Source organism: Mesorhizobium sp. M1217 (assembly GCF_040318275.1).
GTDB lineage: Bacteria > Pseudomonadota > Alphaproteobacteria > Rhizobiales > Rhizobiaceae > Mesorhizobium.
Window position 1 is genome coordinate 326,954 of the sequence record NZ_JAMYMA010000005.1, and the last position, 23,811, is coordinate 350,764.

Genomic DNA, 23,811 nt, shown 5'->3' on the forward strand with positions numbered 1-23,811 from the left:
GCCGGCTCATCCCTATATGGTCCCTATATGGCCAGTGCTGTCAGCCCGACGACGACCAGCCGAGGTCCCGACGCGCCGAGGTCAAGGCCGCCGCACCTGGACAAGTCGCTCCACAATGCCAGCCACCTCCTCTGGAATGGCCGGTATGGTGCCCGATTTCCGTGTCGACCCGAAATCGAGGCCGGCGAAAAAGAGACCTGGAACAGCGCCGACGCCATCCTCGTGGACGGGCTGGCCGGCCGCATCGAGCGCGCCAGGAAGCCGGACCCATGAGAAATCGCCGGTGAAACCCGTGCACCAGATCACTGATCTGATGCCGCTCGCCGTCCAGTCGAGGGAGCGGATCGGAGGATCGGGCAAGCGCGGGGCAACCGTCTCGGCTGGATCATCCTCGGCCAGGGGCGCATCGAGGCCGGCGCGCTCAATGTACTCGTCGACCAGGCGCTTGGCATTCGCCGAAACCTCGTCGGCAAATCGCATATGGTCGTCGAGTTCGTCGCCGAAGACGAGGCTGCCATTCTCCTCGCCCCTGAAGCGGCCGAGCAGCACCACGCCCTGTGCACTCAGCGATTGCAGGCTGATTGTATGGGTCGCGCCGACCAGCGCGCGGGCCTGCAGCTTGCCGGAGGGGAGGACGAGTTCCTTGCGCGGAACGTCGAGAAAACCGGACAGCGTCAGCCATTTAAGTATGTTGCCCCCGCGGTAGCGCCGCACCCAACGGCCGTTGCGGCTGGTCGCCAAAAAGACCGCACGTCCGGCCACCGCCAGATCCTCGGCGATCTGGCCGCCGACTGGCCGCTGCCGACCACCAGCACCGCGCCATTCTCGAACTCGGCCGGGTTGCGATAAGCCGAAGAATCGACTTGGCGAACTGCCGCCGGCAAGTCCGCCGACCCTGGTGGCCGGACCTGTCGGTTCTGGTCGCCGGTGGCGATCACCACATTGCGCGCCAGAAGCACGCCACGAGCCGCCGTAGTGACGCGAAAGATCCCATCGTCTCTCGTCAGCTCTTGAACCGGAGTTTGGGTGCTTACCGGCAGGCGGTGCCGCTCGGCATAGCCTTCGAGATACGCGACAAATTCGTGGTGGGTTATCGCGCCCCAGGGCTCCGGCCCCTCGTAGGAATCACCGGGTAAGATGGAGCGAATGGTCGGCGAATTCAGTCGAAACGAATTCCATCGCTGCGTTCGCCACGTTTCGCCGATCCGGCCTCGATCGAGCACACGGTGGTCGCGGCCCTGCCGTTTCAAGAAGTAGCTGACGCCGAGCCCCGCCGGACCGGCGCCAATAACGAGGGCGTCAAGAACTTCGCTCATGCATTCCCCCTGCCAACCATACGTCCACAAGATCGTATGGCGCGGTTTGGGGCAAGAATAGAGTTCCGGCTGGGATTGCGCTATCCGCGCCGGCTCACCCCCAGATTGCCAGCCCCGCCAGGCCGACGATGCCCACGACCAGCCGCCACCAGCCGAACAGCGCATAGCCATGGCGCGAGACATAGTCGAGCAGGAAGCGCACGACGATTAGCGCGGTGACGAAGGCGGCGACGAAGCCGACGGCGATGATAGGCAGGTCGGCACTGCTCAGCACATTGCGGTTCTTGAACAGGTCGAAGGCGAAGGCGCCGACCATGGTCGGGATGGCAAGGAAGAAGGAGAATTCCGCCGCCGCCCGTTTGTCGACCCCGAGCAGCAGCGCGCCGACGATGGTCGAACCCGAGCGCGATGTGCCGGGGATCAGCGACAAGCACTGGAACAGCCCGATCTGCAGATAGAGCCTGGTCGGGAACCGCTCGACATCGTGGTAATATGGCTTCGGCTTCATGCGATCGACCAGCAGCAGGATGACGCCGCCGATGATCAGCATGATGCAGATCAGCCGCGGCGATTCGAACAGCACCGTCTTGATGAAATCATGCGCCAGCGCGCCGACGACGGCCGCCGGCAGGAACGCGATGAGAATGCCAAGGACGAAATGCCGCGTCAGCCGATCGTATGGCAGTTCGAGCAGCATCTTCCAGAGCCGGCGGAAATAGACGCTGAGGATCGCCAATATGGCGCCGAGCTGGATCAGGATCTCGAAGGCCTTGCCGGTCGAATGAAAGCCGAGGAAATGGCCGGCGAGCAGGATATGACCGGTCGAAGACACCGGAATAAACTCGGTCAGGCCCTCGAGCATGCCGAGCAGCAGCGCTTCGACGACGGTCTGGCTTTCCATGGCAACCTCGGCGTTGGAGGGAGGGCTTGAGAAAACGGCTTGCTTGTCACGGCGCGGAACTCCCCCTATAGGTCGCAGCACCCTGACAGCCCCTGAATCGGGCGGCCAAGACTTACCGGCGCAGCCGGCGATTTGCCAGTGCGCTCTATTATCGCGGGACCATGCTAACGCTTTTCCACCATCCGATGTTCGCCAGCTGCCGCTTCGTCCGCCTCGCCTTTGGCGAGTATGGCGAGGAACTGGCACTGATCGAAGAGAAGCCGTGGACGCGGCGCAAGGAGTTCCTGGCGCTGAACCCGGCCGGCACGCTGCCGATCCTGCTTGCCGAGGGCGACGTGCCGATTGTTGGCGCAGTGGTCATTGCCGAATATCTCGACGAGACGCGCGGCGTACTCAAGCGCGACAAGCGGCTATTCGCCGAAGACCCGATGGAACGCGCCGAAATCCGCCGGCTGACCGACTGGTACCTCAACAAGGCGGAAAGCGAGGTTACCCGGCATCTGGTGCGCGAGCGCGTCCTGAAGCCGGTCATGCCGGAAACGGCGGGCGGCGGCTCGCCCGATTCGGCGGCGATCCGCGCCGCCCGCGCCAATATCCGCCAGCACATGAAGTACACCAACTGGCTGGCCGGCACCCGTCATTGGCTGGCCGGCAACAAGGTCACCTATGCCGATCTCGCGGCGGCGGCGGCACTGTCGGTGCTCGACTATCTCGGCGAGATCGACTGGCGCGAACACAGCGCTGCGCGCGAATGGTATACCAGGGTGAAATCACGGCCTTCGTTCCGGCCGCTTCTGTCCGACCGGGTGCGTGGCCTGTCGCCGGTGTCACATTATGCGGACCTCGATTTCTGATACGGCAAAGCTGCGCGCGCTGATCGACCGCGAGGCGCGGAACGCCGGCTTTGACGCCGTCGCCGTCACGACGCCCGATGCGATCCCGCAGGCGCCGGCCCGGCTAGCCGAATTCGTTGCCGACGGCTTTCACGGATCGATGGACTGGATTGCCGAAACGCTCGAGCGGCGAGGCAAACCGACGGCGCTTTGGCCGGAGGTCCGCTCGATCATCGTGCTGGCGATGAATTACGGCCCCGACCACGACCCACGCGACATCCTGGCAAAACGCGATCGCGGCGCGATCTCCGCCTATGCGCAGAACCGCGATTATCATGACGTCATGAAAGGCCGGCTGAAGGCGATCGCCGGCAAGCTTGTGGCGCGCGCCGGCGGCGACGTCAAAGTGTTTGTCGACACCGCGCCGGTGATGGAAAAGCCGCTGGCCGAGGCGGCCGGCCTCGGTTGGCAAGGCAAGCACACCAACCTGGTCAGCCGCGCCCATGGTTCCTGGCTGTTCCTCGGCACCATCTTCACGACGGCCGAGCTGGTGCCGGACGCGCCTGAGGACGATCATTGCGGCTCCTGCCGCGCCTGTCTCGACGCCTGCCCGACGGACGCCTTTCCGGCGCCTTACCGGCTCGATGCGCGGCGCTGCATTTCATACCTCACCATCGAGAACAAAGGACCGATCCCACATGAGTTCCGGGAAAAGATCGGCAATCGCATCTATGGCTGCGACGACTGCCTGGCCGCCTGTCCGTGGAACAAGTTCGCCCAAGCTGCCTCCGAGGCTAAGCTTGCCGCCCGCGCGGACTTGCGCGAACCGCCGCTCGCCGAGCTGCTTTGCCTGAACGACGCTGCCTTCCGCGCGCTTTTTTCGGGCTCGCCGGTCAAGCGCATCGGCCGCGACCGTTTTATCCGCAACGTGCTGATCGCGGCCGGCAATTCCCAGGACTTGTCGCTGGCCGGCGCCGTCCGCGCGCTGCTCGACGATGCCTCGCCGCTGGTTCGCGGCGCCGCGGTATGGGCGCTGTCGCGGCTAGTGCCGGGTCAGGAATTTGCCGAACGTGCCGCAGCCGCTTTGCAAGTAGAAGGTGACGAGGCGGTAAGAGGCGAATGGCTTCTGGCCCTGCCAAAGCCGATCGAGGCCCATCCATGACAAAAAAGCAGATTTTCATCTTCGGCGCCGGTTATTCGGGCAGGGCCTTCGCCGGCGCCAACAGGGATGCCGACACAACGATCTTCGGTACAACACGGTCGCTGGAAAAATTCGCGGCGCTGCGGCAAGCCGGTATCGTGCCGCTGCGTTTCGATGGCACGCTGACTTCCGAAATCGGCGATGCGCTTGGGAAGACAACCCATCTCGTCGTCTCGGTCGCGCCGGACGAGGCCGGCGACCCGGTGCTGGGCGCGGCACGCGAGGTGATCGTGGCCAACATGCCGGAGCTCGAATGGATCGCCTATCTCTCCACCGTCGGCGTCTATGGCGACCATGGCGGCAACTGGGTGGACGAGGCCGCCGAATGCCGGCCGTTGTCGAAGCGGTCGGTGATGCGTGTCGCAGCCGAGCAGGATTGGCTGCAACTGGGCCACGACATCCATCGGCCGGTGGCGATCCTGCGGCTTTCCGGCATTTATGGGCCGGGCCGCAACGCCCTGGTCAATCTCGAAAACGGCACCGCCCGGCGACTGGTCAAGCCGGGCCAGGTGTTCAACCGCATCCATTGCGACGATATTGCCGGCGCTCTCTGGCATCTAGCCGAAGGCGATCGCGGCGGCATCGTCAACGTCACCGACGACCTGCCGGCGCCGCCGCAGGACGTCGTCGCCTATGCCGCCAGGTTGATGGGCATCGAGCCGCCGCCCGAAATTCCGTTCGAGACCGCCCAACTTTCGCCCATGGCGCGGTCCTTCTATGGCGAGAACAAGCGTGTCGCCAACGCGGCGATCAAGGCGGCCGGCTATGGCTTTCGCTTTCCCGACTACCGCTCGGCTCTCGACGCCATGTGGGCGAGCGGCGACTGGCGCGACGGCGAGGCGCGCAGTCCGATGAAACGGTCGTGATCGATACGTTGCGCGGGGCGTGGTATGATGCGGTTCAAATCGCGGAGGGGTCCAGCTTGGGGAAGACGTTAAAGCGAGCCTTGCCGGGAAAAACACTGCTGCTGACGGCAGCACTGGCCGTCGCCGGCCTAACGCTTGCCGCGCAAACGGCGAGCGCCGAGCAACGGGCAAAAGAGCTGTTCGGCGCCAAAAAGCTGCCGGCACTCGCAGCAGCGCAATCGATCGGCTTTTATTCCAAAGGCTGTTTTTCCGGCGGCGTCGCGCTGCCCATGGACGGCCGGCACTGGGAGGTGATGCGACCGTCGCGCAACCGCCGTTGGGGCCATCCGGCGATGATCGCGATGATCGAGAAACTATCGCGCGATGCCGCGGCCGACGGCTGGCCGGGCCTGTTGATCGGCGACATCTCGCAACCGCGCGGCGGGCCGATGCTGAGCGGCCATGCCTCGCACCAGATCGGCCTCGACGCCGACATCTGGCTAACGCCGATGCCCGACCGCAAGCTTTCGACCGAAGAGCGCGAAAACATCAGCGCTACCTTGATGGTCGATGAAAAGACCCATCTGGTAAAGGATGGCCTGTGGACGCCGATGCACACGCGGCTGTTGAGGCGCGCCGCGAGCTATCCCGAAGTCGAGCGCATCCTGGTCAATCCAGGGATCAAGAAGAAGCTCTGCGACACGGTCAAAGGCGACCGCAGCTGGTTGCGCAAGGTCAGGCCGTTCTGGGGCCACGATTACCACTTCCACATTCGTATCGGCTGCCAGCCTGGGTCACCCGACTGCAAGGCGCAGGAAGCGACGGCGCCAGGCGATGGCTGCGACCAGGCGCTGGCCTGGTGGTTCACCGAGGAGCCGTGGCGCCCCAACAAGAATCCGGACAAGCCAAAGGCACGCGACGTGATGACGATGGCGAACCTGCCCAGGCAATGCCAGTTCGTGCTCGACGCGCCGGCTCCGGCCTCGGCGGAAGCAGTCACCTATTATGGCGACGGCGTGCCGATCGCGGCCGTACCCGCTCCCGCGGCAGAGCCTTCGCCGCCGCCGACGGTCGCAGCCGGCGCGGCAGCGCTTCCGGCCTCGGCGAACGCCTTTGTGGCGACCCCCGAGATCCGCATTCCGCTGCCGCGGCCACGACCGGGGCACTGATGGGCAGCGTGTTCGCTGTCTGCATCCGTGCATCTCCACTTCGAAAACCGATTTCCCTTTTTGCGGTCATGCGCTAGTCAACGAGAGAACGGCGATACGCGTCGGGAACGGACGAGAGCATGCCAGGCGTAAGCGACGACGACACTCTGTTGCGGTTTCCGATTCTGATCGGCGACATAGGCGGCACCAATGCGCGCTTCTCGATCGTGCTTGACGCGAATTCCGAAGCCGGCGAGCCGACGATCGTCCAGACCGCCAACTTCAATACGATCGACGAGGCGATCCAGTCGGCCGTGCTCGACCGCTCGTCGGTCCGGCCGAATTCAGCTGTGCTGGCGGTAGCCGGTCCTGTCGAAAGCGACGAGATCCCGCTTACCAATTGCCCATGGATCGTCAAGCCGAGACAGATGTTCGCCAGTCTCGGTCTCAGCGACGTCGTGGTGCTCAACGACTTCGAGGCGCAGGCGCTGGCCGTCGTCGCGCTCGGCGAAGAGCATATGGAAAAGATCGGCGGTGACGCGCCGGAACCGAATTCCGGGCGGGTAGTGCTCGGCCCGGGAACCGGGCTCGGCGTCGCCGGGCTGGTCTATGCGCTGCATCACTGGATACCGGTGCCCGGCGAGGGCGGCCATATGGATATCGGCCCGCGCTCGCCGCGCGATTTCCAGGTGTTTCCGCATATCGAGAAGCTCGAGGGCCGCATCTCCGGCGAACAGATCCTGTCCGGGCGCGGCCTGGTCAATGCCTACCGGGCGGTGGCCAAGGCGGACGGCAAGCCGTCGCCCTTTACCACGCCCGCCGAGATCACCGCCGCGGCGCTGGCAAAGAACGATCCGGTGGCCGAAGAGGCGCTGTCGATCTTCGTCACCTGCCTGGGACGCACCGCCGGTGACCTCGCTCTGGTGTTCATGAGCCGCGGCGGCGTGTTTCTCACCGGCGGCATCGCGCAAAAAATCCTGCCGGCGCTGCGGACCGGCAATTTCCGCGCCGCCTTCGAGGACAAGGCGCCGCACAGTGCCCTGATGCGCAGCATGCCGGTCTATGTCATCACCCATCCGCTGGCGGCGCTTTTAGGGCTGGCCGCCTATGCCAGAAATCCGTCGCTGTTCGGCGTGCAGACGGCGGGGCGGCGCTGGCGGGTCTAGGACACAAGCTGCGCCGCGACGAAGTTTCGCCGTCCCCGGCCATAGGCAAGCCGCCATTGGGGCGTTAAGAGGTTGCCGAATTGCAGCCCGGCCGAACCGAAACCACAAAGCGCTCCAACTTGACACTTCCAGCACCAACCAAAGGGAAAGTCCGTCCCAGCGAGATCGTGGCGGTGATCCGCCGCATCATCGCCGAGAACAGCCGCGACTATCGCTGGTACTATGCTCTTGCCGTGCTGTGCCTGGTGACGATCGCGGCGACGACCGCCTTCACAGCCTGGATCATGAAGGATGTCATCGATCAGATCTTCTACCAACAGCGCGGCGATCTTATCGCGCTGATCAGCGTGTCGATCCTGGCCGCCTTCATGCTGCGCGGGCTGGCCAGCTACGGCCAGGCAGTGACGCTGGCCAAAATCGGCAACAATCTGGTGGCGCGTTATCAGCGCCGCATCTTCGACCATCTGATGAAGCTCGGCGTCAGCTTCTTCAACGACACCCGCTCGGGCCGGCTCGCCGCGCAGATCAACGAGAACGTCAACGGCATCCGCGATCTCCTGTCGATGACGCTGACATCGCTGGCGCGCGATGCCGTGTCGCTTGTCGCGCTGGTCGGCGTCATGATCTGGCAGGACCCGATGCTCTCGGCGATGTCGCTGCTGATCGGCCCGCCTTTGATCTACAGTGTCACCTATCTGATGCGCCGGGTGCGTCGCATCACCCGTGAATCGGTGCAGATCAACTCGCGGCTGATCGGCGCGATGCAGGAAGCGACGCAAGGCATCGCTATCGTCAAGGCCTTCACTCTGGAAGACGAGCTGTCGCGCCGCATCGGCGGCCTCGTCGCGGGCGCCGAGCAGCGGGCAAACAAGATCGCCCGCGTCTCGGAACGGCTGACGCCGATCTCCGAAATGCTGGCCGGCTTCGCCGTCGCCGGCGTCATCGCCTATTCCGGCTACCGGGCGACTGTCGGCGGCCAACCGCCGGGCGCGGTGTTTGCCTTCATCACCGCCCTGCTGCTTGCCTATGACCCCGCCAGGCGGCTGGCGCGTATGCAGGTCGGCATGGAAAAGTCGCTGGTCAATGCGCGCATGATCTACGAGCTTCTCGACCTCGAGCCGCAGCAGGGTGACGTGCCGGGAGCCGCCGAGGCGAAATTCACCTCTGGCGAAGTGCGCTTCAACAATGTGTCCTTCCGCTATGTCGAAGAGGCGCCGGTCCTGCAGGATCTGAGCTTTGTCGCCGCTGCCGGCAAGGTGACTGCCATCGTCGGAGCTTCGGGCGCCGGCAAGACGACGCTGGTTGCGCTGCTGCAGCGCTTCTACGACGTCGAATCGGGCAGCATCGATATCGATGGCCAGGACATTTCAAAGGTCACCAAGCATTCGCTGCGCGGCTCGATCGCCTATGTTTCGCAGCAGCCTTATCTGTTCGAAGGCACCATCCGCGACAACATCCGCTACGGCAGGCTGAGCGCCACCGACGCCGAGATTGAACGCGCTGCCCAACAGGCCGCGGCCGACGATTTCATTCGCCAGCAGCCGCAAGGCTACGACACGCCCGTCGGCGAGAACGGCGTGACGCTGTCGGGCGGCCAGCGCCAGCGCGTATCGATTGCCCGCGCCATCGTTCGGCAGGCGCCGATCCTGCTGCTCGACGAAGCCACCTCGGCGCTCGACAACGAGGCCGAGGCCCGCGTCCAGGAAGCGCTGACCCATGTCATGGAAGGGCGCACCACCATTGTCATCGCGCACCGGCTGTCGACGGTGGTCAATGCCGACCATATCATCGTGCTGGAGCAGGGCCGGCTGGTCGAACAGGGCACGCACGCCTCGCTGATGGCCGACCCGCACAGCGTCTATGCGCGGTTTCACCGGGTGCAAGGCAGGAAAGGGCTGGGGCTTGTCGATGACGGCAAGCCAATCCAGAGTGCGGCGCAAAATGCCCGCGCGAAAAAGGTGGTCGGGAGACATTCATGAGTGACATGCCGACCGCGAGTGAAATGGGCCTGGTGGTGGTCGGCGCTGCCGGCCGCATGGGCCAGGCGCTGATCCGCGCCATCCACACCATACCGGGCGCGCGTGTCGCCGGCGCCATCGCGCCGGCCGGATCGCCCCATATCGGCAAGGATGCCGGCGAGCTGGCCGGCGTCGGCCGGCTCGGCGTGGCGATCGGGGACGATCCGCTGCCGGTCTTCGCCAAGGCCGACGGCGTACTCGATTTCACCACCCCGGAAGCGACCGTCGAATTCGCCGGCTACGCGGCGCAGGCGCGCATCGCCCACATCATCGGCACCACCGGCTGTTCGGCCGAAGACAACGCCAGGATCGCGGCCGCCGCGCGGCACGCGACGATCGTCAAGTCAGGCAATATGAGCCTCGGCGTCAATCTGCTGGCGGTGCTGGTGGAGCAGGCGGCGCGCGCGCTCGATGCCGACGATTTCGACATCGAGATCCTGGAAATGCATCACCGGCACAAGGTCGACGCGCCGTCGGGAACGGCGCTGCTGCTCGGCGAAGCCGCCGCTAATGGGCGCGGCATCGACCTTGACGGGAACAGCGTGCGGTCGCGCGACGGTCATACCGGCGTGCGCAAGGCAGGCTCGATCGGTTTCGCCAGCTTGCGCGGCGGCTCGGTCGTCGGCGACCACAGTGTGGTGCTGGCCGGTACCGGCGAGCGCATCACGCTCGCCCACCATGCCGAGGACCGGGCGATCTTTGCCCGCGGCGCAGTCAAGGCAGCCCTGTGGGCGCGCGGCCGCAAGCCGGGCCTCTATTCGATGCGGGACGTGCTCGGCCTGACCAGTTGATCCATAAAAATTTGAAGGAGCAAATATGTCGAGAACTCTCGTGCTCGTGCGCCACGGCCAGAGCGAGTGGAACCTGAAGAACCTTTTTACCGGCTGGCGCGACGTCGACCTGACCGAACTAGGCCATACCGAAGCCAAGGCGGCCGGCGCCAAGCTCAGGGCGCGCGGCATGAAATTCGACATCGCCTTCACGTCGTCGCTGATCCGGGCGCAGAAGACCTGTCAGCACATTCTAGACGCTGTCGGCCAGAGCGGGCTCGAGACCATCCGCGACCAGGCGCTGAACGAGCGCGACTATGGCGATCTCTCCGGCCTCAACAAGGATGATGCGCGCAAGAAATGGGGCGAGGAGCAGGTGCATGTCTGGCGCCGCTCCTATGACGTGCCGCCGCCCGGCGGGGAAAGCCTGAAGGATACCGGCGCGCGCGTCTGGCCCTATTACCTGCACGATCTGCAGCCGCATGTGCTGCGCGGCGGCACCGTGCTGGTGGCGGCGCACGGCAATTCGCTGCGCGCGCTGATCATGGCGCTGGACGGCAAGTCGGGCGAGGAGATCGTCAAGCTCGAGCTCGGCACCGGTGTGCCGATCATCTATACGCTCAACGCCGATTCCACGGTAGCGTCGAAGGAAGTGCTGGAGCATTGAGCCGGAGAAGGAACGCGGCTTTCAAAAAAGCGCGTTGACACTCATCCTTTGCCCGCTTAATGAGCGCGCACCAGCCCAGATGGCGGAATTGGTAGACGCGCACGGTTCAGGTCCGTGTTCCGCAAGGAGTGGAGGTTCGAGTCCTCTTCTGGGCACCATCAACCCTTTAAGTGGTTGATTTTCCGCAAGGTAGCGATTTCAAAGGGTTTTCTCCCCCACACTATCACACAGACTGTCACACAGGCGGTCCATCTTAGGGGTTGAAGACATGGCCATTCCAAAGCATCTGATTCTGATCCGAGACACCTATTACGCCAACGTCCGCGTGCCTTCCGAGATCGCCGAGAGCTACGGCAAGGAGAACGTCCGAAGGTCGCTAAAGACCAAGGATGAACGCGAGGCGGGGCGGCGGGTCCATGATAAGGTCGCCACAATCGAGCGCGAGTTCGAACAGCACCGCGCCACGATCAAGGCACAGGAGGTCGAGTTGGTGAAGCCTGCACATGTGCCGGCAACGCCACAATCCTTTGCCGATCTCGGCCGGCAATATGGCCGTGAGATTGCAGAACGCGAACTGACGATCCGCGCCGATCTGTACGAGGCAGCGATAGCGAAGCCGAAAGAGTTCTGGCGCGGCGCATCGCAGAAGTTTTCCGAGCCCGATCAATTCACATATATCGACAACCTCATGGCGGATGGCGATCTCGACAGGGTCGTCGGCTACATCATCCGCAAGCGGTCGGAAGATCGCATCGCCGATCTTAAGCGCATGGTCGACACTGGGGACATGGGCGAACTCTTAGCACTCGGCGAAGAGCGTTCGCCCGGCCTTGATCGCAAGGCCCATGTGGCGCTTGCGTTGACGCTGGCACGTGCTGAGATAGCGGCCCTGCAAAACAGTCTGTCCGGCGATCTGGAGGGGCACAGGATCACGCCAGCGCAGACTCCGGCATCTGCGCACATTCCTGCCTCAACCTCTCCTGCATTAGCTCCCGTGTCGCTGGACGCCTTATTCGACAAATGGAAGGCCGAGACGAATCCGAGTGCCAGCACCTTGTCGACGTGGCGCGGCATCATCAAATCATTGAAGGCCGCATCCCCCGACAAGGCGGATGACGCGGGATCGATCACGCCGGAAGACATGATCAAATGGAAAGACGGTCTGGTCGAGGCCGGACTGTCGCCAAAGACGATCAACGCCAGCTATCTCGCCTGTGTTCGCACGATCTTCGCCTATGGCGTGAACAACAAGATTGTGACGGTCAATCCCGGCAGCGGCGTCAAGTCGGCGGGAAGTAAGAAGGCCGGCACAATCATGCTGCCGTACAACAATGATGAAGTCGGAAGGTTGCTGGAACTGGCGCGGAAGGAAACCAGCCCGGCGAAGCGTTGGTTGCCATGGCTGGCGGCACAGACCGGCTCACGCATCAGCGAGGTCGCGCAGCTATGGGGCAGCTTTATCAAGGAAGAGAACGGCATCCATTATCTGGATATCAAGCCCGCACCGGACGCTGGCAGCATTAAGGAAGAGGTCTCGGAAAGGACCGTCCCGCTGCATCCGCAGTTGATCGAAGACGGCTTTCTTGATTTTGTGCGGGCGAAAGGTGAGGGGCCGCTATTTTATGGCAAGTCATCCGGTGATCCGACGAAGAAACATGCATCCAAGGGCGTCTCGAATCATCTCGGAACGTGGATACGTGAAAACGGATTCACGGACCCTCGCAAGGCTCCGAACCATGCCCTGCGGCACTGGTTCAAGACCGAGGCGTCAAGGGTTGGAATCGATTCCCGCGACGTGGACAAATTGCAAGGCCACGCGCCGCGAAATGAGGCGGATAAATACTACCATCCCGATCTGGCGATGAAGTTGGCGGCTTTGAAAAAGATCAAGCTGCCGCCTGTCAAAGCCGGAGGCGCCAAGGGCGATTCAGACGAACGGCCAACCGACTGACGAAAAAGAGGGTCGCGCCGGTGCGAGACGGCGCGGCCCAAAAGCTCCGGTTCAACGTGCAGCGCTACCCTCTTTTGTATTCCTTGATCATGATGTTTCCGGCGAAGATAAACCACCGCGCGGTTTCACCTTCGCGCACTAAATGCCCTTTCGAGGCCGGGTCGAATTCCGACGCATTGGCATGCATCCCGATCTCAACGAAGGCATCACCTTCAAGGGCTGTTACCAGCACGACATGACCGCCATGCCACTCAGCCAACTGGGCGGGTTCGACGGTGTCGCCGTCGATATGGATTGCTGGGGCGACGGGCTGTCGAAGGACGCTCCGGTCGTCGCGGAGTGAGCGCCATTGCTCGATACGTACTTGGATTGCCACGGTGTCTCTCCCGGCGCTCTGAGGCGCATGACGGTCTGATGATCTGTCGTCGGGAGTGGTGACGGTGCGCGGCACCGGAAGCTTACTAGTGGTGCCGCCAGTCTGCCAGGAGGGTATCGGCAGACTGGCGGCTACCTCGAAACGAGCCTGACATCGTTTTCGAGGATCGGTGATAGGTGCCTAGCCGACCCGGTGAGTTTGTCTGCTGTCGGAACTGGCTAGGCTAAACCTCAAAAACGGATATACGCTTTCGAGGGTTTTCGGTGATGCCCCAAGCCTGGAAAGGACAAATCAGGCTTGGGGCATCCGAGTAAAGCCGCGCGCATCAACGCGGGGTGTCGTAAATGCGCGCGGCCACTCGATAGGCGATCTACTTTTTAGTCTCGCGTTTGGTGCGAGGTGGACCGATCGTGGTCCGCGTCGGGTGCGGACATTCGATCAATCTGGGTAGGCGATGGACCATTGTCATTTAGGCTTTGACAAATGGAGCTAGGTTTCGGCGCGCAAGCTGAACGGACGCAAGATCGTTGAGTGAAGGATGCGGCGGCAGGGGGGTCTGAACAACGCGGATCATATCCGCAAGAGAGTTGCGACGCTCAGCGCTGAGCGCCGAAATCTTGTCGATATCGAATTCGGTCTGTGGGCCGATCTCTACAGGAGCGGCCGGCGCACGCTTGGCTTCGACAGGCACTTCCGGCTCGGCCTTCGTGCGGAAGATATCGCCGCCAAGGGCATCATAATTCTCGCGATCAACGGCAGAGGTAATCTGCTCTAGCGGCCGGCCGGCACGATAGGCCTTCTGGGCGGCGGTCTCTTCGATCGTGGCGGTTTCGGGCTCTTCCTTGGCCGGTTCGGCCTTCGCAGCTCCCATGTTGGCTATCTGCAACCGGTGTTCGGGCGGAGCGGAGCCGGAGGTGATTTGCTCTTCCGTCAATCCATAGGTGCGGAGGTAAGCTGTCTGTTGTTCGTTCATGTCGATGGTCCTTTGTTATCATCTTTCGAGATCGCGCTTTGGCGGTTCAAAGCCGCTACGATTGCTTGTCTCAGCCACGTCACGCGCTCCTCTCCCGCTGCCTTAGCCGCCGCATCGATGCGATCGACAACGACGGTATTCAGTGGGATCACGACCTTGCGTCGTTCAATCTGGTCGATATCCATTCAAGACTCCCTCTGACTGTTCCAGCACTTCGTTCAGGGACTTCTGGAGGTATTCGGCGCGCGTCAGTCCTGCTAACTCGGCTGCATCGTCCACACGGTCGAGGGTCCCTGCTACGGCCGGGAATCGTATCCATTCGACGGCCTGCGAATATCGGGTCATTGCGCAGCCTCTTGCTCTTCGAGAGCTTTGGTGATCACGGAGAGCAACCATTCCGGCCTCGATTTCAGGCCGGCCCGTTTTACGGCTTGGTGGATGCGGTAGCTTAGCTCCGGCTGGATTTTGACTGACAAAATCGGCCAGTCGAGTTTGTCTGCATAGGTCGACATTTCAGCACGCCGACTCGTTGGCGGCCAAATCGCGCTCGATAACCGACTGACGTTTTGCCCGGCGAAGTGCTGCGATACCTTGGCGAATGATCATGGACTCGGACGTATCGCCCCGGCGCGCTTCTTCGCGTACGAAGTCGGCTAGACCGTCATCAAGGCGCACTCGAAAAAGTTCAACATACCGCTGGGTCATGAGGCCGCCCCTGTGTTGCCCGATCGCATCGCGTCGGCGAATACGCGGCGCGCTTCAACGGACATGTTGCTGAAATTTTCCATCGAACAGGCCATCAACCAAGCGATCTGCTCAACCGGCAATCGCAATGTGATACTGCCATGCGGCGGCAGTGTGTGCGGTCGGCCACGCTTGAATGGAGTCTGGGCCATTTTTAAAGTCTCTTTGATCTGGTGATTGAGGTTTCCGGCGACGCGCTACCAGCGCATCAAGTAGCTATGATCCCAGCACGGCTACAAATGACCTCTGAAATCGCATTATGTGGCCTTTTATTAGGTCGCGCAAGAAATTATTAAAACGGCTCATTCTGTAAGACAAAACTCTGCAATCAACAGACCAATCTATACCCACGAGTCACCCAGCCGGCTCTGCTGCCAACCCATCCCTACCGCGCATTTGGTCGGCCGGATGCCGGCTAAATTGCTTGCGATCGGTTGCAAGTCTTTAAGGTTGAGAGAAGAGAAGGTTAGAGGGTTGAGAGAAGTTCGCAGACTAAATCTAAAGTCTAAAATGTAGTATTTAGTGGCTTGCGCCGTAAGGGTCGCAATATAAAGTCGGCAAAATACCCCCTTGGGACCCCGACCTCAGCACCTGGGAGGTGCACGTGCTGGAATACCGCGACGAAACAAAGACCCCCCGCCCCCGCCCCTATCGGGTCGCGTCGGGCGCTGCGCCTAGGTGCTGGCGATGTACTCGGCTCGATAGCCAAAACGAGAAAGGCCGGGGTGATGGTCCCGGCCTTTGCCCCATTGGTATTCGAGTGGTGAGCTATCCGATCTTAAAGAGCAGGAACAGGATGCAAACCCAAAACACGACAGCCGCCGCAGATGTTAGCAGCCGGATCATGCAGCAACGGCCACGGCCGTAGCCGCCTTGACCCGGTGGACCGTCCCGATGCTGGTGCTGCACGACGCCGCAACCTGCCGAACGCTTCCGCCAGCCGCCAGAGCCTCACGGATTGCGGTCGTCTTGCCATCGACCATCCTTGGTCTGCCAAGCCTCTTGCCCTTGGCGCGAGCCGTGGCGAGACCAGCGTTGACGCGAGCAACGATCATGGCGCGTTCGAACTCGGCGAAGACTCCAGACATCTGAAACATGGCCTTCCCCGCCGGGGTGGATGTGTCGAGTCCTTGCTGATGCAGGAACAGGTCCACGCCAGCGCCCTGCAACTCGCCAAGGAAGCCCACGAGATGCTGGAGGCTGCGGCCGAGGCGATCGACGGCCCACGCCATCACCATGTCGAAGCGCCGACGTGTGGCGTCCTTTAGCATACGATCGAAGGCCGGACGCTTGTCCCTGCCCTTGGCACCGCTGATACCGTGGTCGCAGTAGACTTCGACCACTTCCCAGCCCGCGCGTTCCGCGATCTGGCGAAGCTCACGCTCTTGGTTCTCGGTCGCCTGCCGATCGGTGGAAACACGGGTATAAATTGCAACTCGACGCATGGAAACACTCCCTCAACACATGGATTTTCCTAGCATATCGGTGTTCCAAAATCAAATGATTCCGCGACTCTGGAATTCAGAAATAATAGCATTGATTCTATAGTGTTTTCTGGGTCGGATTCCGAGGGGATTTTGGAACACCTGATTGTCCTCTGGAGGGCCGGCAGGGCATTTACCTTACAGGGCAAGATTAATGATAGCTAAGTGCAGATGTAATACTATTACGTCACCTGATCTGTCAGGTACAAATTTCGTCGTCTGGTCTGAGCTGTCGCCGCAGCCGGTGCTCGGCAGATCAGATTTCGCGCCGAAAAAACTGGAGAATTTTCTCGAAAAAGCGGCTCAATTTGACGGTTGCCTACGCCACCTTCGCCGGGCCGGTTGAGTTCCACCGGACGAACGGTGCTGGCTTACCAGTGACCTCCTCGACTGCCTTTAGCAGCGCCTGGTTCAACTTTACCGACGCGCGGTAATGATCGCTGCTCGGCGATATGAGCGGCCTTACGAGCGTCTTGTGCAACCGCTCAGCGTCGTTAACGAACCGTTCGATCTCGGCGGGTGAAAGCTGTTTGGATTTTTTGTGTCTAGTCATGGCGACCTCCGTTAAGGGAATCGCCGCACCGGGGAGATTATACTTCAATACCGATTTCTGAGTATTGGCAATCTGAGGTCGCATCGACAAGCTCATGGCGAGGAGTGACCCGCCATGACTACCTTTACACACCGCCTAGCCGAGGGCACCAACGGAGACTGGGTAATCGTCTTCGAACCCGACGAGCTGCACCTCTACATCGCATTTGTTGCACCCGGCGCGACGGCAGAGCCTGCGGACTCGATGACAATTGACGATTTCCTTGCCCGGCGTCCACAGGGTCCAACGCATAGGGTCGCGATCGACAAGCTGGTTGGGCTACTGGAAACGGCGCTCGGTCGGACATCTCCGCGCAACTTCATTTGAGACCAGATTAGGTGTATGTCGGGAATGGCAACTACCGGTGCGATGATTCGAATTTTGCCGCGTTAGTGGTCCGCACGAGGGGGGAAATAAATGACAGCGCAATTTGACGGCGTCTATTCGGTCATAGCCAGCGCGATCGGCGGTTCATCCATTGCAACGGTGAAGATCGAGAATGGGCATCTGATTGGCAACGATATATCGGGATCAAGATACGCTGCCGATCTGTCCGATACCGGCGACGGAAATGTCACATTCGACCTACAGGTGCAAATGCCGCCGAACGTCTTCGGCATCTGGGGAACGTCGCCGAGTGAAACCGTCCAAACGAGATCGATGGCAATTCCACTACCGGCTACAGTGTTTGAAGGAAAACCCTTCACGATCCCAAGCTATGATCTGCATCTTGTTTTTCGCCGAATATCTGACGATTTCGAAGGTTTGGCAGGACCGAACGGATTGCAGCAGATGATTGATCACCTGACCCAGGTTCAGCAGATTTGGAAAAACTCGGATGGCGGTTGAATAGCCGCGCCGATATGTAACGCCAATAGGTGACCTTGGTCAGATACTCGACAGGCCGACCCAGAGCGTGAGCTACCTTGCGAGCACGTGATGAGCGACGACAGCAATCGATTTGACTATCTACTCAATGAGGCCAACAAATTTTGCAGCTTTGTCGGGCTCTCGGACAGGCTGATCATTGACATTTTCAAGGCACCGTCCGACTGGGAGTTTATCCTCAAGGTCGACGCCCTTCTTGAAGCCGCTGCGAAGCACGCAGTGAAGGCGAGCATGCGCCTCAAAATCGGCCCTGATTTCATTCCAGTCGATGACTTCGTCGACACACTTCCTATCAACGGCCGTACCTCGCTGGTATCCTTGCTTCGTGTTTCAGGCATGGGTGACGAATTTTGCGATGCCATTCAATCCGTGCGGATGCTTAGAAATGCATTTGCGCATGATATCCGCCAAATCGACGAGTCCCTTGTCAGCGTTCTTCTAAAACGGAACGATGCCTTATCGCTCTTGCGCAAGCTGATGCCCATCGAGAAGTACGACAACGATGAGGTCCTCGAACACATCAAAAAGGACGGAAGTTACTTCAGATTCTGTATCCTCGATTTTGTGCTCCGCATTCTGCTCTTAGTCTATCACGTCACGTTGGTGCCAAAGCAGCCGGCAGACGAGAGCACAGCAACGTAGGGTCGACAATCTCGTTGCCTGCTGGAAACAGATTAGCTTCGGCAACGAAATCGTCATGCCGGCGTTGGGCGAGCGGCCTCTCTCTCTCTCTCTCTCTCTCTCTCTCTCTCTCTCTCACATGTCCCTGTCGAGGCCGGCGCATTGGTTTCGGAGTAATTTGATCTCGCGGTCTACAACGGCAAGTTCTTCTTCGGTGAGGACCAGATCACCGTTTGAACCAGCCTTATACCGTGCCTGATCACGCGCATTAGAGGCCTTGTTGAAGATCGCAGTGAACGCCTCAGGCACGTTTCCGAGCTTACCCCACCGATTGATTCCAGAGGCCACACTGGAGTGACCCTTCACGCCCTTTTTTATGCTTGCATGAATCTCCAGATGGACCCGTGACAACAATTCAGTCGCGCTAAATAGGTTGTCGAACGCAACCGCCGTATGCCCGCGACCGTTGGCTTCCTTTGAGGCTATGAAGAATTCTTCAGCGCGGTCGATCTTCTTCCGAGCGGTCGATCGTCCGTATAGAAAACTGAAACCGATACGAATTTTGCTGCCAATGCGCAGAAACGTAAAATGCCCGTGGTCCATCTCTTCGTCGATGAGGTCCATACGCTCCACTCCGTCGAGAGTGGATAGATTGCCCGATTCGGTGTCTGTCATTTGTGCGATGGGCATGCTCGTTCGAACTGCTATCCGGACCTCTTCATCCAACCTGACGATGGGCGTCCCACCTTCTGGGAACACGACCTGACCCATCGCGATATCGGCCGGCAGTGTGATCCTGCCCTCTGCAACTCGACGGTCGAGTTCAGGCTGAAAATACAGCTTGAAGAAGTTGTCGAATACGCGCCCGCCGAAATCGTCTTCGGAAAGTGGTTCCTCTGGTTCCCGTTCAAGTTCCATCGATGCACCGATACCGCAACGGTAGCCCTCCGGATAGATGCGGTGGTGTCCCGTCTTCTCTCAACCCGTGGCGCACTCTTCTCTCAACCCTCGGTGGGGGCAGTCCGCGCGGGCATTTCTGCGAACGTGCAACCTCTAGGTCGATCGCTCCAAGGATGGACGCAGACGGGAGGTCGCGGGAGGGTAAACGGGAGGTCAGAATCCAGCGTTTCCAAAGGTCCGGGAGGTCGGGAGGTCATTTTCCAACCCAATCCCCTGAATGAAAAAGAAATTGAATCAGACTCCCCGATTTCGTGGTTTAACCAGCCCTTTCATTATTATTTTCCGGACTGCCGGACTCGCGGTCGAAAATGACCTCCCGACCTCCCGAAACCGCACAACTGCTGGCTTCTGACCTCCCGTATGACCTCCCGTCTGACCTTACTCAAGCTCCCGGTCACTCGACCGGGACGAATTTCCACCTAGCTCGCTTGGTCGTCGGCTGTGGTCTTGCCTTGACGAACCGCATCATCTTTTCTGCCCCGTCCACTTTGAGGCGATAGGTCTTCAACGTCGTTCCTTTGCTAAGCCAGGTTTTGAGCGCCCCTTCCTTATCGGTCGCGAGCGCAGAAATCTTGAAACAGCCAAACTGAGCCTGATCACCCGGAAAACCGATGCCGTAGGCGACATCGCCAGTGAAGCCGGTTTCCAGAAGCTTGCGGTTCGACGCCTCGTCATACAACTTCTGCATGAACTCGGCAGCATCATCGGTGCTGTCGCTATCAGTCTGAGAGTCACGGAAGCGTTTCAGATTCGACAGGAACCCCGTACTGCCCGCAGCTTCGAGGATACCGCCCATGACGCGGCAATAGTTTTCAAACGTCGCCATAGAAACGGAACCAGGAGGTTGTCCTTTGGCGAACCAGTTCTGCACGATCGTCAGGCAAGCCCATACGAGATCGCCCCGATTTTCGAACATGTACCTATGAAGCTCGGGCTGCTTGAATTTCATCGCATCACGATCTTCGGGACGGTCAACTCCGGCATCCATGAAAATCGGAACGAAACGACGCCGCTCATCCTTGTCGAGTTCCAGCCCGTTGCCGGTGACAATCACCATGCATCGAATTTTGAGTTCCAGAATTTCTGATCGACCTAAACGTCTGCCGGAAAAGGCATCACCCGCTGTAATGAACGAAGACAAAGACGGCGACGAAATCTTGCCGGTCGCATTGTCTAGAAGAAAGATGGGGCGTCCCTCAATCAGCACGGAAACAATCCGCTTCTCCATTTCGTCTTCCTGATCTGGAATGACAAAAGGGGACGCACGACGACCTGTGCTGATTACAGAGACCGTATCGACCGCATATCCCGACCCTGTACCCGCCGCTGGCTTGTCGACCAGATATGCCGGTGTCGCCCCGCTATAGAGACCACGTATGAACGGCTGTAAGATCGCCGCGAGTGCGTTTGCTCGCGAACCTTTGCCTTCATCCTCGATCGGATTTTCCTTGTCATCGACCATCTCTCGGCCAAACGCGTCAGAAAACGGAAAATCGTGCAACACGTTTCCAAGGAGCAGGTCGAGTGCCTTCGTCATGTCTTCGTCAGTCGGTTTGTCCGGCACATCCGGCACGACAAGGTCGCCTAGATGAATGTAGAGACCTGTTTCATGGTCGTACCCATTTTCCTGCCGAAGGCTCCCGTTTCGAGAGTGTATAGGCGTCCGAACGATCCGGTCCAAAGGAAGCAAGTATGGAAATTCGGCAGCGCCATAAATGTGACTGCAAACGTCGTCCGGGAGGGATGCTTTTCTAGGCCTTTTCTTATCGTCGTCGCCACCTTCGTCGATGCAGATCGTCGATTCATTCATGGCATTTTTGAATTTTGTGAACGACAGTTCTTCCAGTGTCACATTGCCGTCCGAACCTTTTTTGAGACGCTTTGGAACACCATCGGTGTCGAAAAGATTTGGTTCCCGTTCGTTGGCGAGCTTCAATCCGGTTTCGACCGCCTGACATTGAACATCGAAGTCATCGCTCCGGTATATGACCGGCTTTTTTCCGCTTGACTGCTTGCGTTTTTCCTTGGCTTTTTCCCGACGTTTTGTTCTGGCTCCAGCTTCGACCGGTTTGTTGACAGTGTCGAAAGCGGCGGCGGATATCTTGCCAACTCCCTTTTCGGTCAGCTTCCCCCGGACATGGATGGTCAACGAAGCCCTACCGATATCGGCAAGCTCTTCGCAGATCGCTTCGAGCTTCTTCGGCTCCGCCACCTTGCGATAGTCGGCGACCAGAGCATCCATGTGCTCCTTATCAGCCTTCTCTTCCTCCTCCCTCGCTGCGACCCGATCTCGAATGAACTTGCGGGCGTTCTCAACCTCGGCTGAGAGGTACTCGTCCGACACGTAACGATCGATGTCACTCTGCGCTCGACCTGGACCTTTCACCGCCTTCTCAATTGCAGACCGAAGCCGTAGCACGATCGGACCAGCTTCCGCGTCCGGTCGCTCGTTCGACGGCGAGAAATAAGAACAGAGGACGCGGTAAATCGGGTCGTGGAATCCAAGCTGGTCCGGACCATCGCCGATCAAAGAGAGGAAGAATTCGACGCCGTTACCCTCGGCAACATACGCCTCGCCGTTGCTGTCATAGGCAAGCGTGACGCCTCCCTTCTTAGCGAGCTTGGCAATCGGGCGATCCTCGGGCAGCGCGACTTCAATCTTGTAGAGCGGTCCCAGGTGAAGCCGGGAGAAGTACGTCCCGCCTTCCGGGTGCCTTGGGCTGTTCATGAAGCGGGTCACGTCCCGTGCGTTGCGGTCGAGTTCCAAACCGTGCTTTTCGCAGAAGGCGTCCAGAGAGGAGCGCCAGACAGCAGCGGCGCGATTCTCGCGATCTCCGTATTGATCGGGAACGAAAGGCTTCTCGAAAGGCAGTATGACCCGGAGCTTGTGAACTCCCTCGGTCTTCAAATGGTTGTAGGACGAATACGCTCCGAAGGTGGCATTCAATGCCTCAAACCTGCCGAGAATTTCGTCGGTGGTCTGCCCGCCGTCGAAGTCGAACATGAAAGCCCCGTTCTTCTCGACATTGCGCTTCTTGCGACGTGGCTTCCCAGTTTCCTTGTCCTTCGCGAGGTGGCAAGCGGTGATGCCCGGTCCCTTCTTGTCGTCACTCACCTTATGTTCGGCGACATGGCGATAGAGACTGCGAACGTCTGCAAAAACGTTCTCCGCCTTCCAATCCGTCTGACTGTGCAGCTTCGAACCAACAAAGTGGTGTTCCAAAACGCCGGGCACAAACTCGCCCGTGATCTTTGCATCGAAGAACGGCTTCCCGGCAGCAATGGCGTCTTCGATTGAGGTGGTCACTCTGTCGGTTTGAGTCTCGTCTTCGCTCAACCCTCCAGTCGGATCATCGTTACCACCGTCTCCAAGGATGAACGCATTCAAGACCTCTTCGACGGTGTAGATTTCAAACGGCTCTCCAGCTTCAAGGATGGCTTCCGACATCGGGTGCAGCCGGTATTCGCCATACATCAGGGGGACATCGAGCGCGGCGTAAGCATCGGGATCATCGAGTTCGCCCAGATATCCGGTATCAAAGGCATTGCGGATATCGCCCAGTCCGTGATCGCCACGCGTGAGGTAAACGATGTGGATGGCTCCCTCGGGCCCGTTGATGGCATACGAAGGCAAGAGGTCGGCTGAATCCTTGCGGGCGTCAGCCTCGTAGCGGTAGGCAAAACGAATGCCGGTGATCTCGGCAAACACGTGGTTGTCGCCGGCCAAGTTGCGAGCCTCATGGATCGCGGCTGCAATGTCAGCGATGGGCCTGGTAACCAGACCGTCGCGCTTACCCTCATCGTTGTGATGAAAGAGCGTCGCAGTCGAAGCGTCCGGCAGCATCACGCTCAATTGCCGTGCGGCTTGCGAGGGCTCGAATGAATGGATGGAAGCGGATGGCTGGGTACTGGAGGCCGTGTTCTTGGCCGAAGGGGACTTGGTCATTATGTGGTCTTCCCAGATCGACAGACATGCGTCTGCATTGCCCGAGCGCTCATGCGCGCGGGTGGTTTCACTTTGAACCGACGATCTGGATTTTGCTTCCGGTCTAGATCGCGGCGACGGATTGCGTTTCGAAGCGAACCCCCGGCCCGCGAACTCTGGACGCTAACTGCTTGGTGGTTTAGTGCCGCCAGTCCCGAAAGACTGACGGCACGATCTAAACCAAGAAGCACCCACCATTAACCAAGTAATGGGCGCTCGTCAAGATACGGCTCACTTCGAGTTAGACACGCTTCCAACATTCCCAAGCTGCAATCGAAATATACAAAGCTTTCTGAGAGGCGTTGTTTTTAAATTTATTCTGCTCTCATTCTGAGAGGCGATGCAATTCTTCAATATCGTCCCGTCCTATAC

The 23,811-nt window shown here is 60.0% G+C and carries 25 protein-coding genes and 1 tRNA gene; 13 read left to right on the top strand and 13 right to left on the bottom strand.

Annotated features, from left to right (window positions below):
• Positions 1-81 precede the first annotated feature (81 nt).
• From NKH37_RS11200 to NKH37_RS11210, 3 genes are all read right to left on the bottom strand, one after another.
• Complete coding sequence (locus tag NKH37_RS11200) at positions 82-714, bottom strand: NAD(P)/FAD-dependent oxidoreductase (protein ID WP_353041003.1); 633 nt, start codon at positions 712-714, stop codon at positions 82-84.
• Positions 675-1,316: an NAD(P)-binding domain-containing protein gene (locus NKH37_RS11205; RefSeq protein ID WP_353006058.1), complete on the bottom strand. Its 642-nt coding sequence runs from the start codon at positions 1,314-1,316 to the stop codon at positions 675-677. The genes NKH37_RS11200 and NKH37_RS11205 overlap by 40 nt, the downstream gene beginning before the upstream one ends.
• Before the next feature lie 94 nt (positions 1,317-1,410).
• Entirely contained in the window at positions 1,411-2,217 is an 807-nt protein-coding gene (locus tag NKH37_RS11210; RefSeq protein ID WP_352481365.1) for an undecaprenyl-diphosphate phosphatase, read from the bottom strand.
• Positions 2,218-2,378: 161 nt separating this feature from the next.
• On the opposite strand from NKH37_RS11210, the gene NKH37_RS11215 reads away from it, so the two are divergent.
• The 10 genes from NKH37_RS11215 (at position 2,379) to NKH37_RS11260 (ending at position 12,816) form a co-directional block, all read left to right on the top strand.
• On the top strand, positions 2,379-3,071 hold the full coding sequence (locus NKH37_RS11215) for a glutathione S-transferase family protein (protein ID WP_023678968.1): 693 nt from the start codon (positions 2,379-2,381) through the stop codon (positions 3,069-3,071).
• Positions 3,052-4,212, top strand: a complete 1,161-nt coding sequence (gene queG, locus NKH37_RS11220) for a tRNA epoxyqueuosine(34) reductase QueG (protein ID WP_352481364.1) — start codon at positions 3,052-3,054, stop codon at positions 4,210-4,212. Before NKH37_RS11215 ends, queG begins: the two co-directional genes overlap by 20 nt.
• The gene (locus tag NKH37_RS11225) at positions 4,209-5,117 is read left to right on the top strand and encodes an SDR family oxidoreductase (protein ID WP_352481363.1); all 909 of its coding nucleotides are present in this window, start codon (positions 4,209-4,211) and stop codon (positions 5,115-5,117) included. Before queG ends, NKH37_RS11225 begins: the two co-directional genes overlap by 4 nt.
• A gap of 56 nt (positions 5,118-5,173) precedes the next feature.
• Positions 5,174-6,265: a penicillin-insensitive murein endopeptidase gene (gene mepA, locus NKH37_RS11230; RefSeq protein ID WP_031193975.1), complete on the top strand. Its 1,092-nt coding sequence runs from the start codon at positions 5,174-5,176 to the stop codon at positions 6,263-6,265.
• Positions 6,266-6,384: 119 nt separating this feature from the next.
• The gene (locus NKH37_RS11235) at positions 6,385-7,410 is read left to right on the top strand and encodes a glucokinase (protein ID WP_023718823.1); all 1,026 of its coding nucleotides are present in this window, start codon (positions 6,385-6,387) and stop codon (positions 7,408-7,410) included.
• A 119-nt stretch (positions 7,411-7,529) separates the two neighbouring features.
• The gene (locus tag NKH37_RS11240) at positions 7,530-9,389 is read left to right on the top strand and encodes an ABC transporter ATP-binding protein (protein WP_352640385.1); all 1,860 of its coding nucleotides are present in this window, start codon (positions 7,530-7,532) and stop codon (positions 9,387-9,389) included.
• Between the two features lie 5 nt (positions 9,390-9,394).
• Positions 9,395-10,219 carry a 4-hydroxy-tetrahydrodipicolinate reductase gene (gene dapB, locus NKH37_RS11245; RefSeq protein WP_036244690.1) on the top strand — a complete coding sequence of 275 codons (825 nt, stop codon included), beginning with the start codon at positions 9,395-9,397 and terminating at the stop codon, positions 10,217-10,219.
• A 25-nt stretch (positions 10,220-10,244) separates the two neighbouring features.
• Complete coding sequence (locus NKH37_RS11250) at positions 10,245-10,865, top strand: 2,3-bisphosphoglycerate-dependent phosphoglycerate mutase (protein WP_023718820.1); 621 nt, start codon at positions 10,245-10,247, stop codon at positions 10,863-10,865.
• Positions 10,866-10,938: 73 nt separating this feature from the next.
• A tRNA-Leu gene (locus tag NKH37_RS11255) sits at positions 10,939-11,023 on the top strand.
• A 110-nt stretch (positions 11,024-11,133) separates the two neighbouring features.
• The gene (locus NKH37_RS11260; protein WP_353041005.1) at positions 11,134-12,816 is read left to right on the top strand and encodes a DUF6538 domain-containing protein; all 1,683 of its coding nucleotides are present in this window, start codon (positions 11,134-11,136) and stop codon (positions 12,814-12,816) included.
• A 64-nt stretch (positions 12,817-12,880) separates the two neighbouring features.
• Here the strand turns inward: NKH37_RS11260 and NKH37_RS11265 are convergent, their stop codons facing one another.
• From NKH37_RS11265 to NKH37_RS11300, 8 genes are all read right to left on the bottom strand, one after another.
• Positions 12,881-13,192, bottom strand: coding sequence for a hypothetical protein (locus NKH37_RS11265; protein ID WP_353041007.1), 312 nt, complete (start codon positions 13,190-13,192; stop codon positions 12,881-12,883).
• A gap of 469 nt (positions 13,193-13,661) precedes the next feature.
• Positions 13,662-14,165 (bottom strand): hypothetical protein, encoded by a 504-nt coding sequence (locus NKH37_RS11270; RefSeq protein ID WP_353041009.1) that lies wholly within the window; start codon positions 14,163-14,165, stop codon positions 13,662-13,664.
• The gene (locus NKH37_RS11275) at positions 14,162-14,350 is read right to left on the bottom strand and encodes a hypothetical protein (RefSeq protein WP_353041011.1); all 189 of its coding nucleotides are present in this window, start codon (positions 14,348-14,350) and stop codon (positions 14,162-14,164) included. Before NKH37_RS11275 ends, NKH37_RS11270 begins: the two co-directional genes overlap by 4 nt.
• Positions 14,351-14,506: 156 nt before the next feature.
• Positions 14,507-14,677, bottom strand: coding sequence for a hypothetical protein (locus NKH37_RS11280; RefSeq protein ID WP_353041013.1), 171 nt, complete (start codon positions 14,675-14,677; stop codon positions 14,507-14,509).
• 1 nt (position 14,678) lies between these two features.
• Complete coding sequence (locus NKH37_RS11285; protein ID WP_353041015.1) at positions 14,679-14,870, bottom strand: hypothetical protein; 192 nt, start codon at positions 14,868-14,870, stop codon at positions 14,679-14,681.
• Positions 14,867-15,061: a hypothetical protein gene (locus tag NKH37_RS11290; protein ID WP_353041017.1), complete on the bottom strand. Its 195-nt coding sequence runs from the start codon at positions 15,059-15,061 to the stop codon at positions 14,867-14,869. The genes NKH37_RS11285 and NKH37_RS11290 overlap by 4 nt, the downstream gene beginning before the upstream one ends.
• Positions 15,062-15,751: 690 nt before the next feature.
• Positions 15,752-16,354 carry a recombinase family protein gene (locus NKH37_RS11295; protein WP_353041019.1) on the bottom strand — a complete coding sequence of 201 codons (603 nt, stop codon included), beginning with the start codon at positions 16,352-16,354 and terminating at the stop codon, positions 15,752-15,754.
• Positions 16,355-16,712: 358 nt separating this feature from the next.
• On the bottom strand, positions 16,713-16,946 hold the full coding sequence (locus NKH37_RS11300; RefSeq protein WP_353041021.1) for a hypothetical protein: 234 nt from the start codon (positions 16,944-16,946) through the stop codon (positions 16,713-16,715).
• A gap of 114 nt (positions 16,947-17,060) precedes the next feature.
• Between NKH37_RS11300 and NKH37_RS11305 the strand changes: the two genes are divergently transcribed.
• The 3 genes from NKH37_RS11305 to NKH37_RS11315 all read left to right on the top strand — a co-directional run bounded on the left by NKH37_RS11305 (position 17,061) and on the right by NKH37_RS11315 (position 18,515).
• On the top strand, positions 17,061-17,312 hold the full coding sequence (locus NKH37_RS11305; RefSeq protein WP_353041023.1) for a hypothetical protein: 252 nt from the start codon (positions 17,061-17,063) through the stop codon (positions 17,310-17,312).
• 90 nt (positions 17,313-17,402) lie between these two features.
• The gene (locus NKH37_RS11310) at positions 17,403-17,834 is read left to right on the top strand and encodes a hypothetical protein (protein WP_353041025.1); all 432 of its coding nucleotides are present in this window, start codon (positions 17,403-17,405) and stop codon (positions 17,832-17,834) included.
• A gap of 90 nt (positions 17,835-17,924) precedes the next feature.
• Complete coding sequence (locus tag NKH37_RS11315; RefSeq protein WP_353041027.1) at positions 17,925-18,515, top strand: hypothetical protein; 591 nt, start codon at positions 17,925-17,927, stop codon at positions 18,513-18,515.
• Between the two features lie 114 nt (positions 18,516-18,629).
• Here the strand turns inward: NKH37_RS11315 and NKH37_RS11320 are convergent, their stop codons facing one another.
• Positions 18,630-19,412: a hypothetical protein gene (locus NKH37_RS11320; RefSeq protein ID WP_353041029.1), complete on the bottom strand. Its 783-nt coding sequence runs from the start codon at positions 19,410-19,412 to the stop codon at positions 18,630-18,632.
• Positions 19,413-19,848: 436 nt separating this feature from the next.
• Positions 19,849-23,400: a hypothetical protein gene (locus NKH37_RS11325; RefSeq protein WP_353041031.1), complete on the bottom strand. Its 3,552-nt coding sequence runs from the start codon at positions 23,398-23,400 to the stop codon at positions 19,849-19,851.
• Between the last annotated feature and the right edge of the window lie 411 nt (positions 23,401-23,811).

Coding starts and splice junctions, on each gene's coding strand:
- NKH37_RS11315 (WP_353041027.1), top strand. CDS start 17,925: ATGAGCGACGACAGCAATCGATTTGACTATCTACTCAATGAGGCCAAC.
- NKH37_RS11285 (WP_353041015.1), bottom strand. CDS start 14,870: ATGACCCAGCGGTATGTTGAACTTTTTCGAGTGCGCCTTGATGACGGT.
- queG (WP_352481364.1), top strand. CDS start 3,052: ATGCGGACCTCGATTTCTGATACGGCAAAGCTGCGCGCGCTGATCGAC.
- NKH37_RS11260 (WP_353041005.1), top strand. CDS start 11,134: ATGGCCATTCCAAAGCATCTGATTCTGATCCGAGACACCTATTACGCC.
- NKH37_RS11275 (WP_353041011.1), bottom strand. CDS start 14,350: ATGGATATCGACCAGATTGAACGACGCAAGGTCGTGATCCCACTGAAT.
- NKH37_RS11320 (WP_353041029.1), bottom strand. CDS start 19,412: ATGGAACTTGAACGGGAACCAGAGGAACCACTTTCCGAAGACGATTTC.
- NKH37_RS11225 (WP_352481363.1), top strand. CDS start 4,209: ATGACAAAAAAGCAGATTTTCATCTTCGGCGCCGGTTATTCGGGCAGG.
- NKH37_RS11210 (WP_352481365.1), bottom strand. CDS start 2,217: ATGGAAAGCCAGACCGTCGTCGAAGCGCTGCTGCTCGGCATGCTCGAG.
- NKH37_RS11295 (WP_353041019.1), bottom strand. CDS start 16,354: ATGCGTCGAGTTGCAATTTATACCCGTGTTTCCACCGATCGGCAGGCG.
- NKH37_RS11310 (WP_353041025.1), top strand. CDS start 17,403: ATGACAGCGCAATTTGACGGCGTCTATTCGGTCATAGCCAGCGCGATC.
- NKH37_RS11205 (WP_353006058.1), bottom strand. CDS start 1,316: ATGAGCGAAGTTCTTGACGCCCTCGTTATTGGCGCCGGTCCGGCGGGG.
- NKH37_RS11300 (WP_353041021.1), bottom strand. CDS start 16,946: ATGACTAGACACAAAAAATCCAAACAGCTTTCACCCGCCGAGATCGAA.
- NKH37_RS11290 (WP_353041017.1), bottom strand. CDS start 15,061: ATGGCCCAGACTCCATTCAAGCGTGGCCGACCGCACACACTGCCGCCG.
- NKH37_RS11250 (WP_023718820.1), top strand. CDS start 10,245: ATGTCGAGAACTCTCGTGCTCGTGCGCCACGGCCAGAGCGAGTGGAAC.
- NKH37_RS11270 (WP_353041009.1), bottom strand. CDS start 14,165: ATGAACGAACAACAGACAGCTTACCTCCGCACCTATGGATTGACGGAA.
- NKH37_RS11215 (WP_023678968.1), top strand. CDS start 2,379: ATGCTAACGCTTTTCCACCATCCGATGTTCGCCAGCTGCCGCTTCGTC.
- NKH37_RS11325 (WP_353041031.1), bottom strand. CDS start 23,400: ATGACCAAGTCCCCTTCGGCCAAGAACACGGCCTCCAGTACCCAGCCA.
- dapB (WP_036244690.1), top strand. CDS start 9,395: ATGCCGACCGCGAGTGAAATGGGCCTGGTGGTGGTCGGCGCTGCCGGC.
- NKH37_RS11235 (WP_023718823.1), top strand. CDS start 6,385: ATGCCAGGCGTAAGCGACGACGACACTCTGTTGCGGTTTCCGATTCTG.
- NKH37_RS11280 (WP_353041013.1), bottom strand. CDS start 14,677: ATGTCGACCTATGCAGACAAACTCGACTGGCCGATTTTGTCAGTCAAA.
- NKH37_RS11305 (WP_353041023.1), top strand. CDS start 17,061: ATGACTACCTTTACACACCGCCTAGCCGAGGGCACCAACGGAGACTGG.